This window comes from Burkholderia pseudomultivorans, assembly GCF_902499075.1.
GTDB classification, from domain to species: Bacteria; Pseudomonadota; Gammaproteobacteria; order Burkholderiales; family Burkholderiaceae; genus Burkholderia; species Burkholderia pseudomultivorans.
Genome location: NZ_CABVPP010000016.1, coordinates 64,699 through 91,319 on the forward strand (window position 1 = coordinate 64,699; position 26,621 = coordinate 91,319).

The 26,621-nt window shown below is 64.2% G+C and carries 29 protein-coding genes; 8 read left to right on the forward strand and 21 right to left on the reverse strand.

Translation table 11 applies throughout. The features are described from left to right. Positions 1 to 192: 192 nt before the first annotated feature. Positions 193 to 1,416 carry a Zn-dependent hydrolase gene (locus BST28156_RS13640; protein WP_174902443.1) on the reverse strand — a complete coding sequence of 408 codons (1,224 nt, stop codon included), beginning with the start codon at positions 1,414 to 1,416 and terminating at the stop codon, positions 193 to 195. A 135-nt stretch (positions 1,417 to 1,551) separates the two neighbouring features. Here BST28156_RS13640 and BST28156_RS13645 point away from each other — a divergent pair, with 135 nt between their 5' ends. Continuing rightward, positions 1,552 to 2,472 carry a LysR family transcriptional regulator gene (locus tag BST28156_RS13645; protein WP_174902444.1) on the forward strand — a complete coding sequence of 307 codons (921 nt, stop codon included), beginning with the start codon at positions 1,552 to 1,554 and terminating at the stop codon, positions 2,470 to 2,472. A gap of 3 nt (positions 2,473 to 2,475) precedes the next feature. On the opposite strand, the gene thrS is transcribed toward BST28156_RS13645, so the two are convergent. After that, entirely contained in the window at positions 2,476 to 3,696 is a 1,221-nt protein-coding gene (gene thrS / locus BST28156_RS13650; protein ID WP_060246424.1) for a threonine--tRNA ligase, read from the reverse strand. Positions 3,697 to 3,912: 216 nt separating this feature from the next. Next, positions 3,913 to 4,164, reverse strand: a complete 252-nt coding sequence (locus BST28156_RS13655) for a hypothetical protein (protein WP_174902445.1) — start codon at positions 4,162 to 4,164, stop codon at positions 3,913 to 3,915. A 36-nt stretch (positions 4,165 to 4,200) separates the two neighbouring features. On the opposite strand from BST28156_RS13655, the gene BST28156_RS13660 reads away from it, so the two are divergent. After that, the gene (locus tag BST28156_RS13660; RefSeq protein ID WP_174902446.1) at positions 4,201 to 4,935 is read left to right on the forward strand and encodes a PA3715 family protein; all 735 of its coding nucleotides are present in this window, start codon (positions 4,201 to 4,203) and stop codon (positions 4,933 to 4,935) included. A gap of 17 nt (positions 4,936 to 4,952) precedes the next feature. Here the strand turns inward: BST28156_RS13660 and BST28156_RS13665 are convergent, their stop codons facing one another. From BST28156_RS13665 to BST28156_RS13680, 4 genes are all read right to left on the reverse strand, one after another. Next, positions 4,953 to 6,317, reverse strand: a complete 1,365-nt coding sequence (locus BST28156_RS13665; RefSeq protein WP_174902447.1) for an MFS transporter — start codon at positions 6,315 to 6,317, stop codon at positions 4,953 to 4,955. A 297-nt stretch (positions 6,318 to 6,614) separates the two neighbouring features. Continuing rightward, positions 6,615 to 6,932, reverse strand: a complete 318-nt coding sequence (locus BST28156_RS34750) for a hypothetical protein (protein ID WP_244131407.1) — start codon at positions 6,930 to 6,932, stop codon at positions 6,615 to 6,617. 267 nt (positions 6,933 to 7,199) lie between these two features. Then, complete coding sequence (locus tag BST28156_RS13675; protein WP_174902448.1) at positions 7,200 to 7,625, reverse strand: Hsp20/alpha crystallin family protein; 426 nt, start codon at positions 7,623 to 7,625, stop codon at positions 7,200 to 7,202. 35 nt (positions 7,626 to 7,660) lie between these two features. Further along, complete coding sequence (locus tag BST28156_RS13680; protein ID WP_174902449.1) at positions 7,661 to 8,101, reverse strand: Hsp20/alpha crystallin family protein; 441 nt, start codon at positions 8,099 to 8,101, stop codon at positions 7,661 to 7,663. 195 nt (positions 8,102 to 8,296) lie between these two features. On the opposite strand from BST28156_RS13680, the gene BST28156_RS13685 reads away from it, so the two are divergent. From BST28156_RS13685 to BST28156_RS13700, 4 genes are all read left to right on the forward strand, one after another. Further along, complete coding sequence (locus BST28156_RS13685; protein ID WP_174902450.1) at positions 8,297 to 8,935, forward strand: diguanylate cyclase; 639 nt, start codon at positions 8,297 to 8,299, stop codon at positions 8,933 to 8,935. Between the two features lie 169 nt (positions 8,936 to 9,104). After that, the gene (locus tag BST28156_RS13690; protein ID WP_009688709.1) at positions 9,105 to 9,422 is read left to right on the forward strand and encodes a co-chaperone GroES; all 318 of its coding nucleotides are present in this window, start codon (positions 9,105 to 9,107) and stop codon (positions 9,420 to 9,422) included. A 76-nt stretch (positions 9,423 to 9,498) separates the two neighbouring features. Next, a complete protein-coding gene (groL, locus tag BST28156_RS13695; RefSeq protein WP_174902451.1) occupies positions 9,499 to 11,121 on the forward strand; it encodes a chaperonin GroEL in 1,623 nt (540 codons plus the stop codon). A gap of 109 nt (positions 11,122 to 11,230) precedes the next feature. After that, positions 11,231 to 11,485 (forward strand): hypothetical protein, encoded by a 255-nt coding sequence (locus tag BST28156_RS13700; protein ID WP_174902452.1) that lies wholly within the window; start codon positions 11,231 to 11,233, stop codon positions 11,483 to 11,485. A 58-nt stretch (positions 11,486 to 11,543) separates the two neighbouring features. On the opposite strand, the gene BST28156_RS13705 is transcribed toward BST28156_RS13700, so the two are convergent. From BST28156_RS13705 to BST28156_RS13735, 7 genes are all read right to left on the reverse strand, one after another. Then, positions 11,544 to 11,768, reverse strand: coding sequence for a hypothetical protein (locus BST28156_RS13705; protein ID WP_174902453.1), 225 nt, complete (start codon positions 11,766 to 11,768; stop codon positions 11,544 to 11,546). A gap of 621 nt (positions 11,769 to 12,389) precedes the next feature. Continuing rightward, positions 12,390 to 12,866 carry a hypothetical protein gene (locus BST28156_RS13710; protein ID WP_174902454.1) on the reverse strand — a complete coding sequence of 159 codons (477 nt, stop codon included), beginning with the start codon at positions 12,864 to 12,866 and terminating at the stop codon, positions 12,390 to 12,392. A gap of 351 nt (positions 12,867 to 13,217) precedes the next feature. Then, positions 13,218 to 13,403 (reverse strand): DUF1289 domain-containing protein, encoded by a 186-nt coding sequence (locus BST28156_RS13715; protein ID WP_060246412.1) that lies wholly within the window; start codon positions 13,401 to 13,403, stop codon positions 13,218 to 13,220. A 2-nt stretch (positions 13,404 to 13,405) separates the two neighbouring features. After that, complete coding sequence (gene dmeF / locus BST28156_RS13720) at positions 13,406 to 14,695, reverse strand: CDF family Co(II)/Ni(II) efflux transporter DmeF (protein ID WP_174902455.1); 1,290 nt, start codon at positions 14,693 to 14,695, stop codon at positions 13,406 to 13,408. A 12-nt stretch (positions 14,696 to 14,707) separates the two neighbouring features. Next, positions 14,708 to 14,980 (reverse strand): metal/formaldehyde-sensitive transcriptional repressor, encoded by a 273-nt coding sequence (locus BST28156_RS13725; RefSeq protein WP_174902456.1) that lies wholly within the window; start codon positions 14,978 to 14,980, stop codon positions 14,708 to 14,710. Positions 14,981 to 15,361: 381 nt separating this feature from the next. Next, on the reverse strand, positions 15,362 to 16,804 hold the full coding sequence (locus tag BST28156_RS13730) for a hypothetical protein (RefSeq protein ID WP_174902457.1): 1,443 nt from the start codon (positions 16,802 to 16,804) through the stop codon (positions 15,362 to 15,364). Then, the gene (locus BST28156_RS13735) at positions 16,801 to 17,226 is read right to left on the reverse strand and encodes a hypothetical protein (protein ID WP_174902458.1); all 426 of its coding nucleotides are present in this window, start codon (positions 17,224 to 17,226) and stop codon (positions 16,801 to 16,803) included. Before BST28156_RS13735 ends, BST28156_RS13730 begins: the two co-directional genes overlap by 4 nt. A gap of 1,325 nt (positions 17,227 to 18,551) precedes the next feature. Here BST28156_RS13735 and BST28156_RS13740 point away from each other — a divergent pair. Both BST28156_RS13740 and BST28156_RS13745 read left to right on the forward strand, forming a co-directional pair. Continuing rightward, positions 18,552 to 19,169 (forward strand): LysE family translocator, encoded by a 618-nt coding sequence (locus tag BST28156_RS13740; protein WP_174902459.1) that lies wholly within the window; start codon positions 18,552 to 18,554, stop codon positions 19,167 to 19,169. 108 nt (positions 19,170 to 19,277) lie between these two features. Then, positions 19,278 to 19,526, forward strand: a complete 249-nt coding sequence (locus tag BST28156_RS13745; protein WP_060244761.1) for a hypothetical protein — start codon at positions 19,278 to 19,280, stop codon at positions 19,524 to 19,526. A gap of 39 nt (positions 19,527 to 19,565) precedes the next feature. Here the strand turns inward: BST28156_RS13745 and BST28156_RS13750 are convergent, their stop codons facing one another. From BST28156_RS13750 to BST28156_RS13780, 7 genes are all read right to left on the reverse strand, one after another. Then, on the reverse strand, positions 19,566 to 20,924 hold the full coding sequence (locus BST28156_RS13750) for an MFS transporter (RefSeq protein WP_174902460.1): 1,359 nt from the start codon (positions 20,922 to 20,924) through the stop codon (positions 19,566 to 19,568). Positions 20,925 to 21,149: 225 nt separating this feature from the next. Beyond that, on the reverse strand, positions 21,150 to 21,536 hold the full coding sequence (gene pcaC / locus BST28156_RS13755; RefSeq protein ID WP_009688282.1) for a 4-carboxymuconolactone decarboxylase: 387 nt from the start codon (positions 21,534 to 21,536) through the stop codon (positions 21,150 to 21,152). Positions 21,537 to 21,546: 10 nt separating this feature from the next. Beyond that, a complete protein-coding gene (gene pcaD / locus BST28156_RS13760) occupies positions 21,547 to 22,332 on the reverse strand; it encodes a 3-oxoadipate enol-lactonase (protein WP_174902461.1) in 786 nt (261 codons plus the stop codon). Next, complete coding sequence (locus tag BST28156_RS13765) at positions 22,332 to 23,705, reverse strand: 3-carboxy-cis,cis-muconate cycloisomerase (RefSeq protein ID WP_174902462.1); 1,374 nt, start codon at positions 23,703 to 23,705, stop codon at positions 22,332 to 22,334. The genes pcaD and BST28156_RS13765 overlap by 1 nt, the downstream gene beginning before the upstream one ends. An 87-nt stretch (positions 23,706 to 23,792) precedes the next feature. Beyond that, the gene (locus tag BST28156_RS13770) at positions 23,793 to 24,446 is read right to left on the reverse strand and encodes a CoA transferase subunit B (RefSeq protein ID WP_009690668.1); all 654 of its coding nucleotides are present in this window, start codon (positions 24,444 to 24,446) and stop codon (positions 23,793 to 23,795) included. Between the two features lie 23 nt (positions 24,447 to 24,469). After that, positions 24,470 to 25,186, reverse strand: coding sequence for a 3-oxoacid CoA-transferase subunit A (locus BST28156_RS13775; protein WP_060244716.1), 717 nt, complete (start codon positions 25,184 to 25,186; stop codon positions 24,470 to 24,472). A 142-nt stretch (positions 25,187 to 25,328) separates the two neighbouring features. After that, positions 25,329 to 26,561: a 4-hydroxybenzoate 3-monooxygenase gene (locus tag BST28156_RS13780; protein WP_174902463.1), complete on the reverse strand. Its 1,233-nt coding sequence runs from the start codon at positions 26,559 to 26,561 to the stop codon at positions 25,329 to 25,331. Positions 26,562 to 26,621 lie beyond the last annotated feature (60 nt).

The following is a 26,621-nucleotide window of genomic DNA, read 5'->3' on the forward strand; positions in this document are numbered from 1 at the left end:
AATTATTTAAACGGATGCGAATGATGAATAATCGCCGCTTCGCGGATTTTCAGCGGGATTTGCGATTTTCGGTAAATCCGGGAATATCGAATGCCGATGTGCGAGAGGCGGGTATATTTTTCTTGTCGATTCGATGTGCCGGACGGCGCGCGTTGCCGACGTCGCGCCGTCCGGCTCACGCAACCCGAACCGTTACCGCGCGCAATCCACCAGCAGGTTCGCCAGTACCGACGCCCCTTGCGCGAGGTGCACCGGATCGGCGTCTTCCGCCTCGTTGTGGCTCAGTCCGGCCTTGCACGGGACGAACACCATCGCAGTCGGCGCGACGTAGGACAGATTCACCGCGTCGTGCCCCGCGCCGCTGCACATCTCCAGATACGGATAGCCGGCAGCGGCCGTCGCGCGCCGGACCTGCTCGACGCACTGCGCGTCGAACACCACCGGCGCATATTCGGCGATGGTCTGCACGTCGACGCGCGTGCCGCGCAGCGCGGTACGCTGCACGCAGATCGCCTCGATGTCGGCGACGAGCCGTTGCAGCGCCGGCTGCGAAGGATGGCGCACGTCGATGCTGAAGCGGACCATGCCCGGGATCGTGCTCGGCGAATTCGGCTGGCACGTCAAATGGCCGACGGTCACGCGCGCATCGGCATCGAAGCCGTGGCCATGCTCGACGATCGCGGCGATCATCGCGGCGGCCACGCCCATCGCATCCTTGCGCACGCTCATCGGCGTCGTGCCGGCATGCGACTCGAAGCCGGTCACCGTGACGTCGAGTTCGTAGATGCCCTGCACGCCGGTCACGACGCCGATCGGCTTGCCGGCGTTCTCGAGCACCGGGCCCTGCTCGATATGCGCCTCGAAGTACGCCTTCGGCATCTGCCGCTCGCGCTCGCGGCCAGCGAAGCCGGTGCGCTCGAGTTCGTCGCCGAGCAGCACGCCCGTCTGCATGCACGGCCGCGCGCGCGCATAGTCCAGATCGAGCGCGCCGGCATAGACGGCCGAGCCCATCATGCCGGGCGTGAAACGCGAGCCCTCTTCGTTGGTCCATGCGACGACGTCGATCGGATGCCGCGTCGCGATGCCGTGCTCGTTCAGCGTGCGAATCACCTCGAGGCCGGCCAGCACGCCGTAGACACCGTCGAAGCGGCCGCCGAGCGGCTGCGTGTCGAGATGGCTGCCGCACATCACCGCCGGCGCGTCGTGCTGCGTGCCCGGCCGGCGCGCGAACACGTTGCCGATCGGGTCGATGCGGATGTCGCAACCGGCCTGCTCGCACCAGTCGATGAAGCGGCGGCGGCCCAGCACCTCGTCGTCGCTGAGCGCGAGCCGGCAGCTGCCGCCATGCGCGGTCGCACCGATTTTCGCCATCTCCATCAGCGAATCCCACAGCCTTTGCTGGTTAACGAGGATCATCGCGGTCGCTCCTGAAAAGTACCGAGCATATACACTTGGATCGATCAGAAAAATCCAAGATTTCGTTGCGCCCGATAACCTTTTCTTTTCACCCCGGCCGCGCCCGGCTTCCGGGCAGCGTTCGCGACAGCGCCCATGAAACTGAAGCAGCTCCACGCCTTTCTCGCGGTTGCCGAGCACCGTACCATTCGCGGCGCCGCCCGCGCGCTCGGCGTCACGCAGCCGGCAATCAGCGGCACCGTGCGCGAGCTCGAACTCGATCTCGGCGTGCCGCTCGTCACGCGCAGCGTCAAGGGGATTGCGCTGACCGGCTACGGCAGCGCGTTCGCGGTTCGTGCGCGGCTGATCGTCGAGGAGATCCAGCGCACGCGCGACGAGATCGAACAGCTGCGGCTCGGCACGACCGGCTCCGTGTCGATCGCGGTCAGCCCGACCGTCGCGCTGACCATCCTGCCGCGTGCGTTCGACGCATTCACGCGCGCGCTGCCCGGCGCGACCGTCAACATCGACGACGCGCTGACATCGACCGATCTCGCGCGGCTGCGCGACGGCACGCTCGATTTCATCGTCACGCATCAGCTGTCGGCGCCGCTGCCGGACGCAGACGAATTCGCGAGCATTGCGCTGTTCCGCACCGCGTTCGCGGTCGTGGCCCGACGCCGGCATCGGCTGGCCCGTGCGCGATCGCTGCACGAGCTTGTCGACGCGCAGTGGTGCACGCCGCGCTACGGGGAAGGCGGCGACGACCTGGTGCGCTCGATTTTCGCGCCGTTCGGCATCGACATGCCGAAGCGCGTGATGCATTGCCCGTCGTTTGCCGCGACGCTCGCACTCGTATCGCAGACGGATGCGCTCGGCATCTTCGCGCGGCCGCTCGCCGATGTCGAGAAACGCACGCGCGGGATCGCGGTGCTGGATCTCGTCGAGCCGATGCCGCAGTTGACGGTCGCGATCGTGATGCGCCGGCACGCGTTGCTGACGCCGGCCGCGCTGCATTTCATCGAATGCCTGAAGGCGGCGTCCGCCGAGGTGGCGGACCAGGACGACGGCGCGTGAGGGTCAGGCCGGCGGCCGGAACGCACGCGTCGCGGACGGTGCATGCGCATGCTGCTTCAGGTAAGCCAGCGCGTCGCCGAGCGCCAGTACATGCTGCTCGCCGTTCCTCATGCGCAGCGACACCGCACCGGCCAGCGCCTCCTTGCGCCCGGTCACCGCGACGATCGGCGCGGCCAGCGCGCGTGCGTCGAAGATCTTGCGCGGCAGGCGTTCGGCACGGAAGTCGCGCAGCACGCGGCAGCCGATCGCTTCGAATGCGAACGCCGCATCGTCGGCAAACGCGCGGTCGTCGTGCCCGATGTTCGCGACGACGATCTGGTCGGGCGCGAGCCACGTCGGCAGCCAGCCTTCGTAGTGTTCGAGCAGGACGCCGATGAACCGTTCGAGGCTGCCGAGCACCGCGTGATGCAGCATCACGGGCACGGCGCGCGCTCCGTCCTCCGCGACGTACGCCGCGCCGAGTCGCTCCGGCAACACGAAGTCGAGCTGAATGGTCCCGCACTGCCATTGCCGTCCCTGACGGTCGAGCAGATGAAACTCGAGCTTCGGGCCGTAAAACGCGCCCTCGCCCGCCTGCACGGCGAAGTTCAGGCCCGCCGCCCGCGCGGCGGACGCCAGCATCGCTTCCGAGCGGTCCCAGACCGCCTCGTCGCCCGCGCGCACGGCCGGCCTCGTCGACAACGCGACGTCGAACCCGTCGAATCCGAAATCCGCATAAATCGACTTCAGCAACATGCAGAAGCGCGCGACTTCGGCCTCGACCTGATCGGGCATGCACAGCACGTGCGCATCGTCCTGCGTGAATGCACGTGCGCGCATCAGGCCATGCAGCGCGCCCGACGGCTCGGCCCGGTGCACCGCGCCGAACTCCGAATATCGAACCGGGAGATCGCGATACGAGCGGACGCCTTTCCTGAAGATCTGCACATGACACGGGCAACTCATCGGCTTGAGGCAGTACGGACGGTCGTCACTCTCCAGCGCGAACATGCCGCGTCCGAACTTCTCCCAATGGCCGCTCTGCTCCCACAGGCTGCGGGCGACGATCTGCGGGGTTCGCACTTCGGAAAATCCGGCCTGCCGCATCCGGACACGGATATAGTCCTCGACGACGCGCAGCAGGACCATGCCGCGCGGATGCCAGAAAATGGCACCCGGACTTTCGTCCTGCTGGTGAAACAGATCGAGCTTGTTGCCGAGCACTCGGTGATCGCAGTCATCCATCATGTTCTCCGCTGACATTCGGTGCCGAATACGGCGGAGCATGAAAAAAGCCCCGTCGCATTCGGCGGGGCCTGGGATGGTTCGAAGCACTGATCTACGACGCGCACCATCCTCCCGACCCGCCATGAGCGGTCGTGGTGGTGGTCGTGGTCGTGACGAAACGTGCGTTCATGCGGTGAATCTAGTCGACTCGTTAGCGGCTGTCAACAACGCGTGTCACGCCGAACGCCGCGCACGCGTGCGTCGACGGCCGGCCCGATGCGCATCGAAGCCAATGACCTTTCGCGTACCTTGTGCAACGATACCGACCAACGCCGATGGCGGCTCGAGCCGATGCGCATGCCGACGTGGTTCGTCGAAGCTGCCGGGGAACGATTGACGACGATCTACGCGCGCATCGATATCGACGATCCGGAAGGCGCCGCCGCACAATCCCGAATCGATGCGTGTATCGTCCGACTTCGTCACGCCCGCCACTTCGCCATTTCATCTCGCGCCACTCACATGAAACGCCTCGCCTGTTTCGCTCTCACGCTGGGCCTCGCGATGTCTTCGCCTGCTCACGCGGACTGCAAGCGCTTCATCCGTTCGTGGGCCGGGCTCTATCCCGGTCACACGGTCGACGCCGCGCATGTCGCCTGCGTCGCATGGCCGTCCAATCCGAAACTGACCATCGCCGCGCTGCCGTTCGACAAGCAGTCTGCTGATCTCGGCGTCGTGGTCGCCGACAGCGCGACCGGCAAGGTCGTCGCGCACGGCCTGCAGGAAGACGTGATCGACCGCAGCAGCTGGCGCAATCTCGAACGGCTCGCGATCGACGTGGCGCCCTATCCGCTCGACAAAAACCGGACCGCTTTCGGCGTGGTCGTGGTGAATCGCGACGCCGACAGCGCGTCGCGCACCGTCGAGGCCGTGATGTCGATGTACGTGATGGACGGACCGCGCGTGCAGCAGATCCTCGACCGGCTGCTGGTCTACTGGCGCACCGGCGGCATTTTCTACGACTGCGCCGGCGAAGTTTCCGAGGTGAAAAGGAAACTCGCCGTCGGTGCGAGCGGCAGCGCCGGCTACCCGACGTTGAATGCGTCGGAGACGTCGTCGACGTATGCGAGTCCGCACAACGGACAGTCGGCGGATGACTGCAACGTGCGCGCGGTCGACGTGAAGCATGGCGACTATTCGATCCGCTACCGCAACGGCAGGTACGAAGTGCCGAAGGCGCTTCAGCCGTTCGCGTGAGCGTTGAGCCGGATGAACTAGCGCGCCGCTCCGTCGACCCGAGCGCGCGGCAACGCCAGCATATGGCACGATACGCCGACGATCATGACGATCGCCGCCAGCGCCAGCATCAGCGTCCGATAGCCGCTGCGGAAGTCGTCGAAATGCCGCGTCAGGAAGATGGCGAATGCGATGCCGCTTGCGCCGCCGATGTTGTGCACGGTCCATGAGGTGCCCATCGCGACGGCCGCCTTCTCGCGAGGCAGCGCGCCGAGCGCGACCAGCGTCGACGGACCGAGAATCGCACCCCAGCCGATGCCGAACAGAACCAGCGGCGGCAAGAACCAGCGCGCATCCAGTTTCGTCGCAGCGACGGCCAGCAGCACCGCCGCAACGACGAACAGAAACAGGCCGGTCACGATGATCCGCGACGGCCCGATGCGCTCGCTTCGGCTGCCGATCCACGACGACGCGGCCGAGAACGTCACGGTCGCGGGCAGCAGGAACAGGCCGATTGCGATGTCGCCCATCCCGAGCTGGCTCGAAAGGAAAATCGGGAAGGTCAGCAGCACGATGCAGTAGAAGAACGCGAGGAAGAACGTGGCCAGCAGGGCGGACAGGAACCTCGCTTCCCGGAAGAAATGAAACTCGACGATCGGATCGCGCGTGTTCAGCTCATGCCGCACGAACAGCGCCAGCGAACCGATCGACACCGGCAGCAGCCACAGACGAAACGACGTCCCGTCGATCGACAGATAGCTGACGAGCGCGGTCAGGCCGACGACGAGCAGCAGGCAGCCGGCGACGTCCAGGCGCTTCGCGGTGGCTTCCCTGAATTCCGGTATCGCCCAGGCGCACAGAACCAGGCTGATCGCGATGAACGGAATATTGATCAGGAATGCGACGTGCCAGTCGAGCGCGCCCGCGAATACGCCGCCGACGATCGGGCCGAGCGCGAGGCCGATGCCGTTCGCGCCGAACAGTATCCCCAGCGCCTTGCCTTGCTCGCTTTCGTCGAAGGTATAGCTGACGATCGCGCCCGACACCGTATACAGGATCGCGCAACCGATGCCCTGTACGAAGCGGAACAGAACCAGCAGCCAGAACTGATGCGCGATACCGGCGAACAGCGACGCGACGCCGAATATCGCCAGGCCGATCGTCAGCAGCTTCTTGCGCCCGAGATTGTCGGCGAGCGTGCCGACCGGCACCATGAACGCGGACAGCGCGACCATGAATATCGACGTGACCCATTGCGTCGCCTGGATCGGAATCGAGAAATCGCGGCCGATCGCAGGAAGAATCGTGTTGACGACCGTGAGATCGATGCAGCCCAGGAAGCTGGCGATGCAAATGCCGGTCAGCCCGACGTATTTTCGAACCTTGCCCGATGTATCAGTCATGCGCCATTGCCTCGGTTTCCTCGTGCTCGTGGCCGTACGTGTGTGTGCGCACACGTATTCACTCCTCGGAAATTTCGATTGAATGCCTTCCGCCCAGCGAGCCGCGAGTGCGTTTCTCGCGTTCCGCTTTTGTGCTTGTATTGATACGAGTTTGATACGGGCGTCCGCAGCAAATCATCGCTCGGTGGCGACAGGTTGTTAAATAACTAATCAGAATTTGGATTTATCGAAGGCGGGCATTCTTATTTCACGCAGTTCGCGATCTTGTCGGAAAGCATGTTTCACCTTGCGGATGACTCACCCGCCTTCATCAACCGGCTCACGGGCTGGATGCGCTCCTACATGCCGCATCGGCAAAGCCCCTCGCTCGATGCGATGTACTTCGTACTGTTCTCCGACGTCCTCCGGTTCAAGCAGCGCGCCACCCCGATGGAGCGCATCGAGAAAGATACGTCCCTTGTCCGTCAAACGTGCACGGCACTCGCCTGCGGCGCAATGCTCGAGCATGACGAGTTGGCGTTCGAGCAGCGCATCGAGTTCGGCGCGATTCATGTCGAGCTGATCCGGCGCCTGACGGACCAGCATCAGCGTCGCAAATTCGTGCGGGCTGAGCATTTTCCTCTCCTGTCAGCAATGGAACCGTGATCCGGCGCGCGCTGCGAAAGAGCGCAACGTGATGCAGGCGCGAACCGGGCTGCGGCCTCCCACGGCGAGCACCCTCACGCGCCCGCGCCGCCCGACGATTCCAACAATGTGTGTCAACGGTAACGGGACGCACGGCGCCCGCATCCGTCGCCCGATGCAACACTCGCGCGCCACGCGGAAAGCGGCACGCAAAGCGACGCGGCCCGCGCATGCTTCGCCGTGCGTCCCGACCTGCTCCTATCCATCCACCTTTTCGACGCTTACTTCGATGCGTCGCGGCTTCGCCTCTTCGCGGCGCGGTATGGTCAGCTTCAGTACCCCGTCGCGCAGCTGCGCATCGATACGCGAGACGTCGAAATCCGGACTGAGCGTAAACGCGCGCCAGAAGTGCGGATGGCGCACTTCGCCGTGTTGCAGCCGCAGTCCGGCAGGCGTCGGAATCACCGCTTCGGCCTCGACGGTCAGGCTGCTGTCCTGCACGCGCACGTCGAGCTTTTCACGCGGAACGCCGGGCAGGTCCGCATACAGCGTAATGCCGCGACTGTCCTCGAACACATCGACGGCGGGCGCGATACGGGTGAACTGCTTTGCAGGCGCCGCCTGCTCGGCGTGGGCGACCTCGGTGCCGGAACGGCGAGTCGCCAGTTCGGTACTGTCGTTCATGATGTCCTCCGTGCCTTTGACATTTCATCCCGGAATCACTGGACCGTAATCGCGCGCGGCTTCGATGCCTCGGACCGCCCGACACTGACGATCAGGCAACCGTTCACGTACCGCGCACCGACCTTGTCCGGATCGGCGTGCTGCGGCAACTCGATCACGCGCCGGAACGCACCCATGAAACGCTCCCTCGCATACACGCGCGTCTCGGCGTCCGCGTTCGATTCGGGCAGCCGGCGCTCGCCGCTGATCGTCAGCAGTCCCTTGTCGATCGTGACGTCGATCGCGGCAGGATCGAGTCCTGGCGCAAACGCGACGATCTCGACGCTGTCGTCGGTGCTGCCGATATTCACCGGAGGAAAGGTTTCGCTGCGCGTGGCGCGCAGGCTCGCGGGGTAACCCGCAAAGAGGCTGGCCATCTGCCGTTGCAGGCGCTCGAGTTCGCCCAGCAGATCGGTGCCGAAGAAAAGATCGCTCATGGCTGGCTCCTTGAAACCGGGGCCCCTCACGAAAGACGAACGGAACCACGCGCTCCAGTCCGCCTGTCCGTGGGAAACCCGCCGACAAACAAATCGAAACACGCAGCGCTTATCGCAACTGCCTGAGCGATGCATAAAATAGTGCAAGCAACGGAAATTTCAAGAGGCCTCGCGACATGTCGTACAGGAGGGTTCATGGATCTTTTCGATAGGCTTCAGGAACAGGTCGAGAGCGTGCGCCTGCCGCTCTTTGCCGTCACGGTCACGGCGGCGGCCCGCGTGAACACGCCGCTGTTTGCGATGTTCCACTGGCACGGATTCCGTCGCGCGACACCGCTCGTGCTGCCCGGCGTCGAGATCCCGCCCCGACCGGTTCCCGGATCGCTCGTCCAGCTCGATACGCCGTGGCACAGCTTCGAAGCGGTGGACGCGATGCTGCTCGACGCGGCGTGGCAATCGGGCGCATGGGATGTCGAGCGCGTCGAGCGGCGCGGATGCAACGCGATCGGCGCGAGCGCGGCCGAAGCACTCGCGTGCCGCCAGGCGTTCGGCCATTACGACGACGCCATCGCACGCGATCCGCTGCTTCCCGACGATCGGACCGACCGCGACGCGCTGATGCAGCTTGCCGCGCGCCGCGGCTACGTGCGCTGGCTGTTCCGGCCCGTCAAGGGCGGCCTGTGGCGCACGCTCGACGAACCCGACGACACCCTCGACGCGGACGGCGGACGCCGGCCCCCGTGTCCCGTGCTGCCGCAGCCGCGCCGCCCGAACGGACGCGGCCGCACGATTTATCGTCTCGGCGCAGTCCATCGAATCCTGTCGCCACGCTGAAACAATTTGTTACACATAGCCGCATTCGCGCCTCTTGAAGGGCGCGACGTGCACCTCTATTTCGCTTTCCGCCAAACATTGGCGCGGCTGCACCGCGGCGCTCCACGCGCTCCGGTATCCGCAGCCGGATTCCCTTATTGGTGATCCTTTAATCGCTCAGGAGATGGAAATGCAGATTCGTCCCCTCTACGACCGGGTTATCGTCAAGCGAATCGAAACGCAGCGGACGACAGCTTCGGGCATCGTGATTCCCGACTCGGCTGCCGAGAAACCCGAACAAGGCGAAGTCCTCGCAGTCGGCAACGGCCGGCTGCTGCAGGATGGCACGCTGCGCGCGCTCCAGTTGAAAGTCGGCGACCACGTTCTCTTCGGCAAATACGCAGGCCAGACCGTCAAGGTCGACGGCGAGGAACTGCTCGTCATGCGCGAGGAAGACGTGATGGGCGTCCTCGACGCCGACGCAGACGCCTCCCGCAAGGCGGCCTGACATCCCAGGCCGGTCGCGAAGCGCCGAACCGGCGTTCGCGACGCGTTGAGTCAACGACTTTATCCGGAGCAACACCATGAGTGCAAAAGACGTCCAATTCCATGGCAGCGCACGCGCCCGTATCGTCAAGGGCGTGAACGTCCTCGCCGATGCCGTGAAGGTGACCCTCGGGCCGAAAGGCCGCAACGTACTGATCGAGCGCAGCTTCGGCGCGCCGACCATCACGAAGGATGGCGTGTCGGTCGCGAAGGAAATCGAGCTGAAGGACCGCTTCGAAAACATGGGCGCGCAGATCGTCAAGCAGGTCGCGTCGAAGACCGCCGATGTCGCCGGCGACGGCACCACCACGGCGACCGTGCTGGCCCAGGCCGTCGTGCAGGAAGGCATGAAGCACGTCGCGGCCGGCATGAACCCGATGGACCTCAAGCGCGGCATCGACAAGGCGGTCGCTGCCGTGCTCGACGAACTGCGCAAGCTTTCGAAGCCGATTTCCACGAACCGCGAGATCGCGCAGGTCGGTTCGATCTCGGCGAACTCGGATGAGGCGATCGGCAAAATCATCGCCGACGCGATGGAGAAGGTCGGCAAGGAAGGCGTGATCACCGTCGAAGACGGCAAGTCGCTCGACAACGAACTGGATGTGGTCGAAGGCATGCAGTTCGACCGCGGCTACGTCAGCCCCTATTTCATCAACGATCCGGAAAAGCAGGCTGCGTATCTCGACGACGCGCTGATCCTGCTGCACGACAAGAAGATCTCGAACATCCGCGATCTGCTGCCCGTGCTCGAAGCAGCCTCGAAGGCCGGCAAGCCGCTGCTGATCGTCGCCGAAGATGTCGACGGCGAGGCATTGGCGACCCTCGTCGTGAACGCGATGCGCGGCATCCTGAAGGTCGCAGCGGTCAAGGCGCCCGGCTTCGGCGACCGGCGCAAGGCGATGCTCGAGGACATCGCCATTCTCACCGGTGCGACCGTCATCTCGGAGGAAACCGGCAAGCAGCTGCAGAAGGCCACGCTCGAGGAGCTTGGCCGCGCGAAGCGCGTCGAAGTGCGCAAGGACGATACGATCATCATCGACGGCGCCGGTGACGAGCAGCGCATCGAAGCGCGCGTGAAGGCGATCCGCACGCAGATCGACGAAGCGACGAGCGACTACGATCGCGAGAAGCTGCAGGAACGCGTGGCGAAGCTCGCGGGCGGCGTCGCCGTCATCAAGGTCGGTGCGGCGACCGAAGTCGAGATGAAGGAAAAGAAGGACCGCGTGGACGATGCGCTGCACGCGACCCGTGCGGCGGTCGAGGAAGGCATCGTGCCGGGAGGCGGCGTCGCGCTGCTGCGTGCGCGTTCGATGGTGAAGGACTTGAAGGGCGCCAACAGCGATCAGGACGCCGGTATCCAGATCGTGCTGCGCGCGCTCGAAGCGCCGCTGCGCGTCATCGCCTCGAACGCGGGGGATGAGCCTTCGGTCGTCGTCGCCAAGGTGCTCGAAGGCACGGGCAACTTCGGCTACAACGCGGCGACCGGCGAATTCGGCGATCTGGTCGAGGCAGGCGTGGTCGATCCGACCAAGGTCACGCGCACGGCATTGCAGAATGCCGCGTCGATCGCCGGCCTGATCCTGACGACGGACGCATCGGTCGCCGAAGCGCCGAAGGACGCCGACCCGGTGCCGTCCGCCACGCCGGAACTCGAGTACTGACCTGACAGCGGCTCGTGCAAGCGCCGGCTAAACAGTCGCGGCCGGCGCAACACGTTCGGCGCCGCACGCTGCACTCGGCACGCGGCGCCGCTTTTTGCCCAGGACCGCCATGAAACTCTCGCTTCTGATCGACTCGAAACCGCTCGACATCGACATCGACGATGTCGTGGCAGGGCTGTTGTCCGCGAGGCTCGACCTGCCCGCGGGCCATGACAATGCGGACGCCCTCGCGCGCTATCTCAGCGACAAGGGCCAACCGTGGATTCTCGACGAAGAACATATGCGCAAGCGTATATTTCGCCGGCTGATTCTCGACATCGCCGATCCGGCGCTGATCATCCGCCATCTGATGGCAGACGAATGAAGGCGTTCGACCGGCGAGGTCGAGCATGCGTTGGCGGTTTGGAACCGGTGCATCGTTCTTAGCCGCGCGTGTCGACCCAGTGGCGCGCCCAGCGGGTCGAGTACTGCAATGCCTGCTCCTCGCTCGCGAAGTAATCGAGCGAATAGAACTGGTAGCGGCCTTCGGCGCGTGCTCTGCCGTTACGTTCGAGCACCAGGTTCGATGAAAAGCTGCCGTCGGGCAAACGATGTGCCGACGGTCGGACGGCATAGCCGTTGTATTGCTGAGTTGTTTCGTTATGCATTTTAATTTTAATGATGTCCGAGTACGTACGTACCGTGCGCATTACGCGCGGATACGCTGATTCAGAGCCGTCGCGGCCGAATCGGGAGTAGGCGGCAAACGCAAAAGACGTTGCCGTCAAAGGGAAGAATGAAGCGCGACGAGACGCGTGGCGTGATCGAGCCGACTGATGCTCGGCCGGCGTCCTGGGGCCGTCACTTGGCGATACCGGTATCCATGAAGAATCCTTGATGAAAAATGGAAAAATTTGCTCCGCTAACGAGCAGGTGAAGCATCAAGGAGGGAGAGGACAACGAATACCGCTGAGGGGGCGAGCAATGGATGAACAACTATCGAACTTCTTGAACTTCGGCCGACACGGTACCTGCTGGGCGCCACCGGCGTCAACACTTATCTTGTAACTGTTTCGTCAGGCGGCCTGCGATGCCTGGCTGCGCACCGCCGTCCCCGACGCGCCGGGCAAGCCATCCATCGGTGCAGGCCATTGTTCAGACGTTTATCTCCAGGCCACGGATTATCCGCTGCCGACCGGCTTTGGCCGATCGTTCATGCCGAAGGGTTATAAGCAATCCCCCGCTTGCCCGGAGAGGCCGTCTTATACTGGTGAAGACGTCGGGCAGGTTCAGGTCTTTTTTGCTTGACCAGACGAACAAAGGAGGTACGTATGAGCACCTGCAATGAGCGTCATCACGCCCAGCATGAACATCAACATGGTCCGGCTTGTGGCCATACGGCGATCAAGCATAGCGACCACGTCGACTATCTCCACGACGGCCACCTGCACCATCCGCACGGCGATCACGTAGACGAACACAAGATCGAAGTCAGCGCGAAAAATCCGGACCGGTGTACGCCGGACTGCGGCGATCATGAGCCGGGCCATGTGCACGGTCCGGGCTGCGGGCATGAAGCCGTTCCGCATGGCGATCACGTCGATTATCTGGTCAACGGCCGCCTTCATCACCCGCATGGCGACCACTGCGACGATCATGGCACGGTGGAGCTCGCCTGAGCACGGTTGCAGGCGGTGGTAGCGCGGACGAACGCCGAGGCTGCCGCAGCCGCGTTGAGCGCCAGGCGACGGCTCGAAAATCTTCAAGATCGCTCTCAGGTTTTCCGACGGTGGGCCGATAACTTATCGGGACCCACCTCGTGCCAGAGATGTCCTTTTTCCCTCGCTGCTTGCGCGTCGCGCAAGCAGCTTTTTTCATTCCGGTTCGTCGTGACGGCAGCGCCGGTATCGGTGCTGATCGACGCGGCTTACTCCGCGTTGAAATGCGCGCGGACATCCTGACCGGCAGGCCGTTCTTGGCCGTTCTGCGCGGCAACACCGGCGTGACAAGTCGGATCGCCGCTACTGCCTGCCGCGCCGCTCCACGCAGCCACGCCCCTCTTCGCGAAACCAGGAACGCCAGCGCTCACCAAACGCCCCAGCCACACGCGCCTTCGATCAGTCAGTGGTTGTCGGCGGCAATTTCGCCTGTCTCCGCGCCCGATCATTCACGATCTGATGGCGGCGATGGTCCGTCATCTTCTTCCACGCGCGCGCTTCCTCCCGTGTCCGCAGACAGGCGACGCAGTAGCCGGTCTTGCCGTCGAACGAGCACACGTCGACGCACGGCGATTTGACCGCCATCCTCAGTGCCCCCTTGCGGCCGGAACCACTTCGACGGTCACGTGCGACAGATCCTTGAAGCGTTGCAGCAGGCCATGATAGAAGCGCGAATCGCGTGCAGCATCGTCGGTCGAGACGGAGATGACCGCGCTCATGTGCCCCGGTCCGACGCGCCAGACATGCAGATCGTTGATCCGGTCGCCGCTTCCTTCGATGGCGGTGCGCACACTGTCCGCCAGCCGGCGATCCGGATTCATGTCGAGCAGAATGCCGCCGGTATCGCGCATCAAGCCATACGACCAGTTCGCGATCACCAGCGCGCCGATAATCCCCGCCACGGGATCCATCCAGATCCAGCCGAACGCACGCGCGAGCAGCAGGCCGACGATCGTCAGGACCGATACTGCCGCATCGGCGATCACGTGAATATAGGCGGAGCGGATATTGTGATCCCGCACCGCCGCAGCGGACGCGCCGTGGTCATGTTCGTCGAACGCGAGTTCGTGCTCGTTGCCATTCAACCGGACGATGGCCTTGAACTGGTGGGGTTCAGGAATATCCTCGATCGACTCCAGATAGCCGCCGCGACTTTCCATCGCAAACGCTTGCCGCGTACCGTCCGGACGGATCGTCGTCACCGACACGGCATTTGCATCGACGAGCTTGGTATCGGTCGTCGCAGGCGCTACACGGAAAACGGGCGGCACACTATCTTCGAATATCGACACGACGAATACGCCGTGCCGATCGATGATCGTGTGCACTTCGTCTTCGTGCTCGTGACCGCCGTGACTGCCATGCGCATGCCCGTGATGATGACCGTGGCCGTGAGCATGGCTATGGCCGTGATGATCGCCGCTTAGCAGCCAGACGCTCGCGATGTTGACGAGCAATCCGGCGACCGCGATGGGGATCGCTTCACCGAAACGGATCGGAACGGGCGCGAGCAGGCGCGCGATCGCTTCATACCCGATCAGCAGCGCGATCATCGCAAGCACGATGGCGCTGGTGAAGCCCGCCAGGTCGCCGAGCTTCCCCGTGCCGAACACGAATCGCGGGTCGCTCGCGTGTTTGCGCGCATAGGAATAGGCGAGCGCGGCGATCAGCATCGCGCCGGCGTGGGTCGACATGTGCAGCCCGTCTGCGACGAGCGCCAGCGAACCGAAGATCGAGCCGCCGACGATCTCGGCGACCATCATGGCCGCGCACAGCGCGATGACCATCCAGGTCCTGCGCTCGTTCTCCTCGTGCGCGGCGCCCAGAAAAATGTGGTCGTGGCCCGCACCGAATGCGGCGTCCTTGAATTCGCTCATCTCGGCACTCGATTACTTGAAATAGCTGTGGACGACTTCGATCAGCTGCTCGGTCGCGCTGCCCTCGTCTTCGTGCCCGTCGGCGTCGACGAGATGGCTGCGAATGTGATCTTCGAGCACGACCGCGAGCAGGCCGTTCATTGCGCCGCGGCTGCTGGTGATGAGCTGCAGGATTTCGTTGCAGCCGCGCTCTTCTTCGAGCGCACGCTCGATCGCTTCGACCTGTCCCTTGATGCGGCGAACGCGGTTCAGCAGCTTTTGTTTTTCCTTGATGGTGTGGCTCATGGTGGCTCCCTTCCTATAGCGGGGGGGAGTATATGCCAGTTCGCGAATCCATATAGGGAGGAGGGGTATGCAAGGTGCAGTGGGAAGACCGCGAGGATGCCTCTTTTTCGGAGAGACGATAGATAGTTGCGGGCTCTCGGGAAAAGATGTTCTTGGATACGGAAATTCGAAGAAAAATCGTCCTCGGGAAGGTCACCGCCCCCCTGCCTTGGTGTTTCGATGGAATTTGGCGACAACCATCGCCGTAGAAGTGCGCGTCAGGACCCGGCAATACCTGTTGGAGTAACCAAAGTGCTGGACACAGTCATCTACTTGCAACAACGGGTGGGGACGCGATAAATCGAGAAGCGGCCCGATGTTCTCAAGCCGCGCTAGTCATCGTTATTTCGGTACCACCAGTGGAAGCGGAATGGCGGCCATGCTTGTCCGATCGGCTTGGGTGGTCTCGTTCAATTTGACCATCTTTGATTGGGGGAGCTCGTCTGGGTCGGCGCCGTACCGAACCGCAACCCACTGGAAGAAATATGCATTCGGGCTGGTATCAAGCGAGATCGAATATCCCCGCTTGCCGGCACTGAACGCCGGCTTCGCGTCTGCGACGTTCGTTTTCCTATGTGGATGATATGTAAGGGTACCCGTGCGCTCCTCGGCAACCTGACATTGTTCGATGAGATGCACCGAGAAGCGGTTTAACAAGTATGCCTTGCCAAAATATTGCTCGCGCATCACATGATGGACCTCCCCGGACCCTTTGCGCAATTGTCGCCATACAGCGTCGCGCACGCCCTTGACGCGCGCGAGCTCCATCGCAACGGTCTGGCATTGCCTGTCGATGGGGTCGAAGCTACTCGCCCCAGACCAAGTGGTGACGAGGCGACTTTGTCGCTCAAGTGATTCGAGGCGCGGCGTCACTTTCTCGATCGCATTTGCAACCAATACATCGCTTTTCAATTCTTCAATCATCTGGAGAGGATGATTGTGGATTGTTAGAAGTCTCAGGACGTCCTGTAGCGCCCCATCACCTCCCCCGAATACACAGGAGTTGCCGAAACAGGTTTGGGGGAGCTTCAGATCATCGTTGTCCCAGAATCGCTTTCCTTCTACAAACTCAAAGTCAGGAAGGGCGACACGCTCTTCCCCCATTCCTGCCGCGAGAACGACGTAGTCGGGGACGAATGGCGCACCGGTAGGCGCCGGTCTCCTTTTGTGGTCGAGACAGCCCTCGGGAAGCACGTATTCCGGGCTTTTCGATGTGGTCGCACCGGAGGCGCTGCCATGGTGGGCAACAAAGTCACGCACAAAGGTCGCGACATCGGTAGGTACCGCGCCAAAAAAGAACCGCGCTTTTCCTGGTGAAAACGTATGCGCGGCGAGCCAAGTCTTTAACCTATTCGCAAAGTCGGCAGCAGAAATCGGTTGATTCGCCGTCCATGTTGGCGTGGCACTGTGCGGTGGATCTAGCGGGTGCACTGGTGGATAGGTTTGGCAATCGTATCCGAGTTCGGGCCATTCGTACATGAAAGGCCCGACGTAGCGACTCGTCACGCCGGCCTGAAGGCTGAACGGCTCCCGCTTGCTGTCGACGAGTAAGACCTCCATGTCAAGCTCACTCGCCATCGCTGCTGCGGAAATTCCACCCACTCCGCCGCCGACGATCAAGACTCGCCGGCAGCCCGGCTCATTCTCCTTCAAGTCGCGCATCAGCAGCTGCGCACGCACGATCTGATCACGCATGCTGGCGTGAAGGACCCCAGTCGAGAGGTCAAACGTCCTGGCAGCGCACTTGTGCGCCAGCAGTGCAAGTCCATTTGCTTTTTTCGTCACGAGCGGTCTCCGATACGAGCGAGCAAGCGGCCGAAATCGTCATTCGTTAACGCAAACAGAGTCGCATGAGAAAGCACTTCACGATACCCGGCTCCGCGTCCGTTTTCACCATCGCCATTGTCATTTCCAGGAGGGGCATCGGGTGGTCGATTGCCGGGAGGACGTTGCGAAGGCGTCACATCGAAGATCGGCCCGGGCTGATGCGTCAACTGGTAGCTCCCCCTACCGTCCGATCTCACGAGCCCCAACGACATAAGCGTTCGCAGCACTCCGTGAACGAGCGGCGCCCAACTGTGCGGTAGTGAAGGCCAACGCTCGGGGTAACGCTCATGGGTTTCCTGGATGTTTTCTGGCGTAAACGCGCTTCTCCCTTCAGCATGTAGTTGCCGGATGGATTCAATGATCTGCTGCTCTCTGGTCATCGTTGGTCTCGGTGGATATTCGCTTTTCTCGTCGGGAAGTCGTCGTCCAATGACAAACCCACACCACAGCACGATGTCACGCGTCGATGTGGCAGAAACGCCGGATCTCCCGTAGACCCGAGAGTATCATCACGCATTGCCCGATAGGCTGCGTCACTAGGAGAGAGAGCAAACCCATATGGAATTGGGTTGTCGAGAAAAATTTCAAAGGGCGTGGTGATTGTGCTTCCCTGTTGGTGTGGGTCTTGCGGGTCGCATGACTTTTGACGAGGTTTGCCATAGAGGCTTTTAACGCATCGACTAGTCGTGGAGGCAAATTCTATAAAGCGTCAGTGATCGTCTAGCGAAGGTCCAGCAATCTCCCGGAACCAATCAAAAGCGATGCATCTTAATACTCGGTATTCAGATCGTGAAATCAATCAGGAGTGTGATTGAATTTGGCGAGCGGTAAAGCTGGGTGAATCGAGAGATGGGCATCACCTCGGTAGTATTCCCTCGCTGTCGCAATTTGTGCACCGAGTAGGTCGGTCCAGTCGTGTGGGCTCTCAGAAAAGATGTCCTCGGCACCGTATACAAATCAACGACTTGGATATCTTTTTTGGGACGATCGCATGCCACCCGTCTCAGAAAAGATGTCCTTGGGCACGGAAATTCTCAGAAAAGTTGTCCTTGGAAGCATCGCTTGCCTGCGTTCGCGTACCCATGGAGCGGGAGAACGTCGCGCGACGCTTGGGCGACCTCAAGGGCAATGCCCGTATCGGAGACGATTTTGATGCGGCGCTTCCCGCTTCCCGAAGAAGTGCGCGCCGTATTTGAGGGTCGTTAGGCCTGCACGTCGGCGACGACTGGAATTCACCGATTGTTCGGCCATCCCATTAGCTCAAGCAACTTCCGACTGTTCTCCGTTAGAGTCGCCAGCGTTTCCGATTCTGAGCAGCCCCAACTCGACCCGAGCAATTGCGCAGTTCGGGCCATACTCCACGGCTGACCGGATTCGTCCTCAATCGTGATGAATAGCACGCCCCTTCGCAGTCCGTGGTCGCTGCCTGACTATCACGATGCCGCACGAGATGCTCCTCGAACCGCACTGGCACGCTAAGCAAGATTTCCAGCTCAGTTGCCCCCTCGATATGTCGCCTTTTATTTAAAGACAACATATTGAGACTGCGGACATCTTTTCCAAGAGTCAACACATCCGGCCGGAAGTGGAAATTTCCGGCTCACACCCCGTACCGGCACCCACCCGCCAAACTGTACCGGTACTGTACCGCCAACCGTCGCTAAACTGACCTCCATCACCCGCCCTTCCCGATGGAGACCCCGCGATGGAATTCCTCACCCTGAGTGCGCTGCCCGCCGGCATGCTGTTCGCGCTCGTCACGACGATCACGCCCGGCCCGAACAACACGATGCTGCTCGCGTCCGGCGTCAACTTCGGTTTCCGCCGCACGATGCCGCACCTGTTCGGCATCAGCATCGGCGTCGCGATCCTGATGCTCTGCGTCGGCTTCGGGCTCGGCGAAGTATTCAAGCGCGTGCCGCTGCTCTACACGATCCTCGAAGTCGCCAGCGTCGCGTACCTGCTGTACCTCGCGTGGCGTATCGGCACATCCGGCGAAGTGAAGGCTCACGGCGCGAAGCCGCGACCGATGACGTTCATCGAAGCCGCCGCGTTCCAGTGGGTCAACCCGAAGGCATGGATGATGGTGCTGACCGCCGCGACGACGATCCGCCTGTCCGCCGACTACGGGATGAACGCCGCGTGGATGGCCGTCCTGTTCATCCTGATCGGCTTCCCGTGCATCAGCCTGTGGGCCGCGTTCGGCCTCGGCCTGCGGCGCTTCCTGTCGAACCCGCGCGCGCTGCGCATCTTCAACATGACGATGGCCGTGCTGCTGATCCTGTCCCTGTATCCGCTCGTCGCGCACCTGCTGCAGCAGTGAGCGCTCACCGCGCGCCCGTTGAGCTTCGCGTGAGGCAGGCGTACCCTTTTGGTACGGGTGCGCGCAGTCGTTTCGCCGGTTGCGCCGCCGATGCCGGGAGAAATGCCGATGAAGTCACTGCTGAAGGCCGGCGAGCACATCGAGGGCATGCACTGGGTGGCCGAGTATCACCCGGACACGCACGACATCCGTGTGCTGCGCGAAGACATCGAGGTCGGCACGTACTGCGCGCCGCCGACGCTGTTCGGCGAAGAGGAAGACATGGGCGCCGCGAACCTTGCCGATCATCGCAGCCGGGAGGCCGCGCTGCGCGCGTATCTGCGCAACTTCGTCAAGGAACACGACGCCGAGGAATAGCGCCGCGAAGGCCGGCGCATCGCACCGGCCCGCGCGCGCTCAATGTCCGAGCGATTCGATCTTGCCCGCGGGCTGCGCCGCACCGTGCGGCCGCGCCATCTGCTTGATCAGCAGCGCGACGCACGCGAGCACGCCCGCCACGGCCACCGTCGCGAACACGCCCGCGAACGAAAAGTGCCGGCGCGTCAGTTCCGCGACGAGGAACGAGCCGGCAATCCCGCCGAAACGCCCGACGCCGAGCATCCACGCAACGCCCGTGCCGCGCCCCTCAGTCGGATAGAACGCGGCCGCGAGCGCCGGCATCGACGATTGCGCGGTATTCATCAGCACGCCGGCGATGAACACGACCAGCACCAGCAGCCCGACGTTGCCGGCCGCCTGCCCGATCGCATAGACGCTGATCGCCGTCAGCGCATAACACACGGCGATCACGCGGTTCGCGTTGAAGCGGTCCATCAGCACGCCGCACAGCACGGCGCCGACGCCGCCGAGCGGGAACAGCGCGGAAATCAGCGTCGCGCTCTTCGGCGTGAGGCCCGCATCCTTCAGCAGGATCGGCATCCAGTTGATCGACGCGTAGAAAATCACGAGCCCCATGAAATACGCGACCCACAGCATCACCGAGCCGACCACGTACGAGCGCGACAGCACGACGCCGAGGCCCTTGCTGCCGGTCTGCGGCGCAGCTTCCGTCATCGCGAACGAACCGGCGTTCAACGCATCGCGCGAGATGCGTGCCAGCGTCGCGCGGATCCGGTCGACCGTCTGGCCGTTCGCGACCATGAAGCGCACCGATTCTGGCATCTTCAGCAACAGCAGCACGCCGAGCAGCAGCGGCGTCACGCCGCCGAGCATCAGCACGCTGCGCCAGCCGAAATGCGGAATCATCCACGCGGCGAGAAAACCGCCGAACGCGGCGCCGAGCGGAAAGCCGCAGAACATCAGGTTGATCACCGTCGCACGACGTTTGTCCGGGCAGAACTCGCCCATCATCGTGACAGCGTTCGGCATCGCCGCGCCGAGCCCGACGCCGGTCACGAAGCGCAGCACGGTCAGGTGCCCGATCGTCGTCGAGAACGCGGACAGCAGGCACGCGACCCCGAACAGGAACACCGAGCCGAGCAGCAGCGAGCGGCGGCCGAGCCGGTCGGACAACGGGCCCGACACGAGCGCGCCGCACGCGAGGCCGAACAGCGCGGCACTCAGCACCGGCGCGAGATCGGGCTTGGTCAGGTTCCATTCGCCGAGCAGCGACGGCGCGATAAAGCCGATCGCGGCCGTATCGAAGCCGTCGAGCAGCACGATCACGAAACACATGAGGAAGACGAGCCACTGAAACCCGCCGAACGGCTGCTCGTTGATGAAGGTCTGTACGTCGACGACCGGTGTGCGATTCACGTCTGTCTCCTTGTCGGCCGGATGTCGACCGTGTGCCGCGCTTCAGCGCGTGCTGCGGTCGCATTCCGTGCCGTCATATCGGCAACCCGGCATGCGGGTCGCGCCTTTCCCTGGTTCACGCACCGGCCATCCGGTACGCGTCGCGCCGATACACTGCCGGCACGTTCTTTCATCGTCGACGGCCCGCCTGAGCGGCCCCGCCTGGGCAGCCCACCTAGGCGGCCCCTAAGCGGCCCCGTCCTGTTCCTTGAAGATCTTGTCCGCGAGGTGGAACGCGGAATTCGCCGCCGGCACGCCGCAATAGATCGCGGTCTGCAGCAGCACTTCCTTGATCTCGTCGCGCGTCACGCCGTTGTTGCGCGCGGCGCGCAGGTGCAGCGCCAGTTCCTCGCCGCGATTGAGCGCAACCATCATCGCGATGGTCAGCAGGCTGCGCGTGTGGCGCGGCAAGCCTTCCCGCGTCCAGATCTCGCCCCACGCATAGCGCGTGATCAGGTTCTGGAATTCCTCGGTGACCTCGGTGCGGTTCTCGATCGAGCGGTCGACGTGCGCATCGCCGAGCACTGCGCGGCGCACCTTCATCCCTGCTTCGTAACGTTGCTGGTCGTCCATCGTCGGGGCCTCACGCGGTCAGGAATTCGAGCAGCGCACGATTGAAATCGTCGGTGCGCTCGATATTCGAAATATGCGCAGCGTCGAATTCGACGTGGCGCGCGCCGGGAATCGCGGCGGCCAGTGCGCGGCCCTGGTCGGGCGGCGTCGACATGTCATGCGCGCCCGTCACGACCAGCACCGGCAGCGCGATGTCCTTCACTTCCTCGCGCAGGTCGGCCGCGTTCAGCGCGTCGCAGTTCGCCGCGTAGCCGTCCTTGTCGGTATGCACGAAGGTGTCGCGGATCGCGTCGAACAGGCGCGGCTCGCGGGAGACGAACGCATCCGTGAACCAGCGCGGCAGCACCGCGTCGGCCAGCGCGGCCATCCCTTCGGCGCGCGCCTTCTGCGCACGCGGCGCCCACACTTCCGGCGAACCGATCTTCGCGGCGGTGTTCGCGAGCACCGCGCGCTCGATGCGCGACGGGAAGCGCGCAGCCAGTGCCGCACCCGTCAGCCCGCCCATCGAGATCCCGCAGAAATACGCGCGCGCGATGCCGACGTGATCGAGCAGGCCGATCACGTCGCCCGCGAGCTGGTCGATCGTGTACGAGCCGGCCGGCGCGTCCGAGTGGCCGTGGCCGCGCGTGTCGTAGCGCAGCACGTTGAAGTGCTGCGTGAACGGGCGGATCTGCGGCGCCCACATCTGCAGGTCCGCGCCGAGCGAGTTCGAGAAGACGAGCCACGGCGCGTCGGCGCGCGCGGCACGGTCGATCCGGTAATGCAGTTTCACGCCGTTGACAGTGGCGAAGGGCATCAGTGTTCTCCTGGGGTCTGGGTGCCCGCATGCAGCGCGAGCACGGCATCGACGTAGGCCTGCGCCTCGCCGACGTAATGTGCGGGATCGAGCAGACGCGCGAGCGCGTCGCGCGACAGGTGGGCGGAAACAGTCGAATCGGCCGCGAGCACGTCGAACAGCGTCGCGCCGGTACGCACCGCTTCCTTCGATGCATGCTCGACGACGTGATGCGCATCGAGCCGGCCGATCCGGTCGCCGAGCGCGAGCATCACGGCTTCGCCGAGGATCAGCCCGTGCGTCAGGTCGAGGTTCGCGGCGAGCCGCGCGGTATTCACGTCGAGGCCCGCGACGATCTGCGCGATCTGCGCGAGCGCGCCGCCGGTCAGCCGCGCGAGGTCGGGCAGCGCGTCCCATTCGGCCTGCCAGCCGCCGAGCGCGCGCTCGTGCTCCTGAACCATCCCCGCGAACACGGTCGCGACGAGGCCCGGCGCGCGCACTGCGGCGGTCAGCACGGCCGCGCAGCCGACCGGGTTGCGCTTGTGCGGCATCGTCGACGAGCCGCCCTTGCCGGCGGCGGCCGGTTCGCCGAGCTCGCCGACTTCGGTCTGCATCTGCAGCGACACGTCGCGCGCAATCTTGCCGAGCGTGCCCGTCAGCATCCCGAAGCACGACGCGGCTTCCGCGATGCGGTCGCGCTGCGTGTGCCACGGTACGGCCGGCGCGGCGAGCTTCAGGTCGGCGGCCAATGCGTCCGTCACGCCGCGCGCGTGCTCGCGCAGGCTCGCGAGCGTGCCGGCCGCGCCGCCGAACTGCAGCACCAGCGCACGCGCGCGCAATTCGGCGAAGCGCGCGCGATGACGCAGCAGCGCGTCGAGCCACTGCGCGAATTTCAGGCCGAGCGTGATCGGCAGCGCCTGCTGCAGCCACGTGCGGCCGATCATCGGCGTTGCGCGATGCGTGCGCGCAAGCGCCGCGAGCGATGCGCAGGCGGCGTCGAGCATCGGCTCGAGCACGTCGAGCGTATCGCGCAGCTGGAGGACGGTCGCGGTATCGATGATGTCCTGGCTCGTCGCGCCCCAATGGACGAACTTCGCGGCCTCGGGATCGTCGGCCTTCACCTGCGCGGTGAGCTGCTTGACGAGCGGAATCGCGAGATTGCCGCCGAGCGCCGCGTCGCGCGCGAGCGCGTCGGCGTCGAGCCGAGCGGCGTCGCACGCGCGTTCGATCGGCGCGACGGCGGCGGCGGGAATCACCTGTTGCACGGCGAGCGCACGCGCCAGCGCAGCCTCGACGTCGAGCATGCGCTGGACGGTGGCGCGGGGCGACCAGATCCGGTTGAGCGGCTCGGTGCCGCAGATGAGGGAGGTCAGGCGGGCGCTGTCTTCGAGCATGGCATCAGGTTGGGAAACGGGTGCGCCTATTGTCCACCGAAGCGCGCCGGCGTGCGCCCGAACGCGCGCCGCCGGCGGCTTGCGGGTTCAGGCGGCCTTGCGCGTCGCGTCGATCAGCGGCACGCCGGTCAGCTTCTGCAGTTCGTCGAACGACAGGTCGGTGAAGATCTCGACCACCGCGAGGCCGTCGCGCGTCACGTCGAGCACGGCGAGATCCGTATAGATGCGGCTCACGCACTGCACGCCCGTCACCGGATACGAGCACTGCGCGACGATCTTGCTTTCGCCCTGCTTGGTCAAGTGCTCCATCATCACGAACACCTGCTTCGCGCCGATCGCGAGATCCATCGCGCCGCCGACCGCCGGAATCGCGTCGGGCGCGCCGGTGTGCCAGTTCGCGAGGTCGCCGTTGGCCGACACCTGGAATGCGCCGAGCACGCAGTAGTCGAGGTGGCCGCCGCGCATCATCGCGAACGAATCGGCGTGGTGGAAATACGCGCCGCCCGTCAGCAGCGTCACGTGCTGCTTGCCGGCGTTGATCAGTTCGTCGTCTTCCTCGCCGGGCGCGGGCGCCGGGCCCATGCCGAGCAAGCCGTTCTCGCTGTGCAGGAAGATTTCCTTGCTCGGGTCGAGGTGGTTCGCCACCAGCGTCGGCACGCCGATGCCGAGGTTCACGTACGCGCCTTCGGGGATGTCCTGGGCGACGCGCTTGGCCATTTCATCGCGGGTCAGTCGTTTCATTTGAATGCTCCTCAGGCAGGCGGTCAGGCGGCGCGGGCCGCGGCACGTTCGGCGGCCAGCTCGGCCGCATGCGCGGCCTGCGGCACTTCGACGATGCGCTGCACGAAGATGCCCGGCGTCACGATGTGTTCCGGATTCAGCTCGCCGAGCGGCACGACTTCCGACACCTGGACGATCGCGACCTTCGCGGCGCTGGCCATGATCGGCCCGAAGTTGCGCGCGGTCTTGCGATACACGAGATTGCCCCAGCGGTCGCCCTTGTAGGCCTTCACGAGCGCGAAATCGGCATGGATCGGCGTCTCGAACACGTACGGCTTGCCGTCGATCACGCGGGTTTCCTTGCCTTCCGCGAGCTTCGTGCCGTAGCCGGTCGGCGTGAAGAAGCCGCCGATGCCGGCGCCCGCCGCGCGGATGCGCTCCGCGAGGTTGCCCTGCGGCACCAGTTCCAGCTCGATCTCGCCCGCGCGGTACAGCGCGTCGAACACCTGCGAGTCGCTCTGGCGCGGGAACGAGCAGATGATCTTGCGCACCCGCTTCGCCTTGAGCAGCGCGGCGAGGCCGATTTCGCCGTTGCCCGCGTTGTTGTTGACGATCGTCAGGTCGCGCGCGCCCTGTTCGATCAGCGCGTCGATCAGCTCGGACGGCATGCCGGCCGTGCCGAAGCCGCCGATCATGATCGTCGCGCCGTCGTGAACGTCGGCGACCGCCGACTGAAGCGATTCGAAAATCTTGTTGACCATGTCTCTTCCTGATACGTACCCGCGGCACGATGCGCGGCTGTCGAGGGGACACGCGCGTGCCGCGTGCCGCGCCGGGACCGTATCCGGACCCGGCATTTGTTCGCTACACGAACTCGGATTCGATTAGCGAACGATGGGCCGATCATAGAGTCGCGCTCAGGGCGTTGTCAAGGCGGGATGCCTCGGAGGACGCGTCGTCGTCGAACGGCAGCCCGACGTAGTTCTCGGCGAGCGATTGCGCGGCGGCCCGCGAGCGCGACACGTATTTCAGTTCGGCAAGCTTCAGGCGGTTCACGAACGGCGTGTCGTCCGCGGACGGGTGCAGCATGTTGGTCATGAAGTACGAGAAATGCTCGGCGCGCCACACGCGTTCGAGGCAGGTCGCCGAATACGCGTCGAGGCGCGTCGCGTCGCCGGTCCGGTAGCGTGCGCCGAGCGCGCGCGACAGCGCGCGGACGTCGGCGACCGCGAGGTTCATGCCCTTCGCGCCGGTCGGCGGCACGATGTGCGCGGCGTCGCCGGCGAGAAACAGGCGGCCATGCTGCATCGTCTCCGACACGAAGCTGCGCATCGGCGTCACGCTCTTCTGCGTGATCCGGCCCTCGGTCGGCGTCCAGCCGGTGTCGTTCGAGAAACGCGTATGCAGTTCGTCCCAGACCCGCGCGTCCGACCATTCGTCGAGGTTTTCGTCGGGCCTGCACTGCAGGTAGAGGCGCGTAACCGTCGGCGAGCGCATCGAGAACAGCGCGAAGCCGCGTTCGTGGTGCGCGTAGACGAGCTCGTCGAGCGACGGCGCCGCGTCGGCCAGGATACCGAGCCACGCGAACGGGTACACGCGTTCGAACGTGCGCAGCCGCTCGGCCGGAATCGTCTGCCGCGCGATCCCGTGAAAACCGTCGCAGCCGGCGATGTAGTCGCAGTCGATGCGGTCCTCGCGGCCGTCCGCATGCGTGAACGTGACGAACGGATGCGCGCTTTCGACATCGTGCAGCGCGACGCCGCCGACTTCGAAGTGCATCGGATGGCCATGCTCGACGCCGGCCGCGATCAGGTCGCGCACCACTTCGTGCTGGCTGTAGACGGTAATTGCGCGGCCGCCGGTCAGGCCGCTCAGGTCGATGCGGTGGCGCTGCCCCGAGAACAGCAGCTCGATGCCGTGATGTTCGAGCCCTTCGCGGCGCATCCGCTCGCCGAGGCCGGCTTCGTTCAGCGTGTCGACGGTGCCCTGCTCCAGCACGCCGGCGCGAATGCGGTTCTCGCAGTATTCGCGCGATCGCGCTTCGACGAGGATGGAATCGACGCCCTGCAGGCGCAGCAGATGGGAAAGCAGCAGGCCGGACGGCCCGGCGCCGATGATGGCGACCTGAGTACGCATTGTTCGTCTCCAGAACATTAATTCGAATCGTGGAACACATTTGAGCGCTTTCCCGACTAT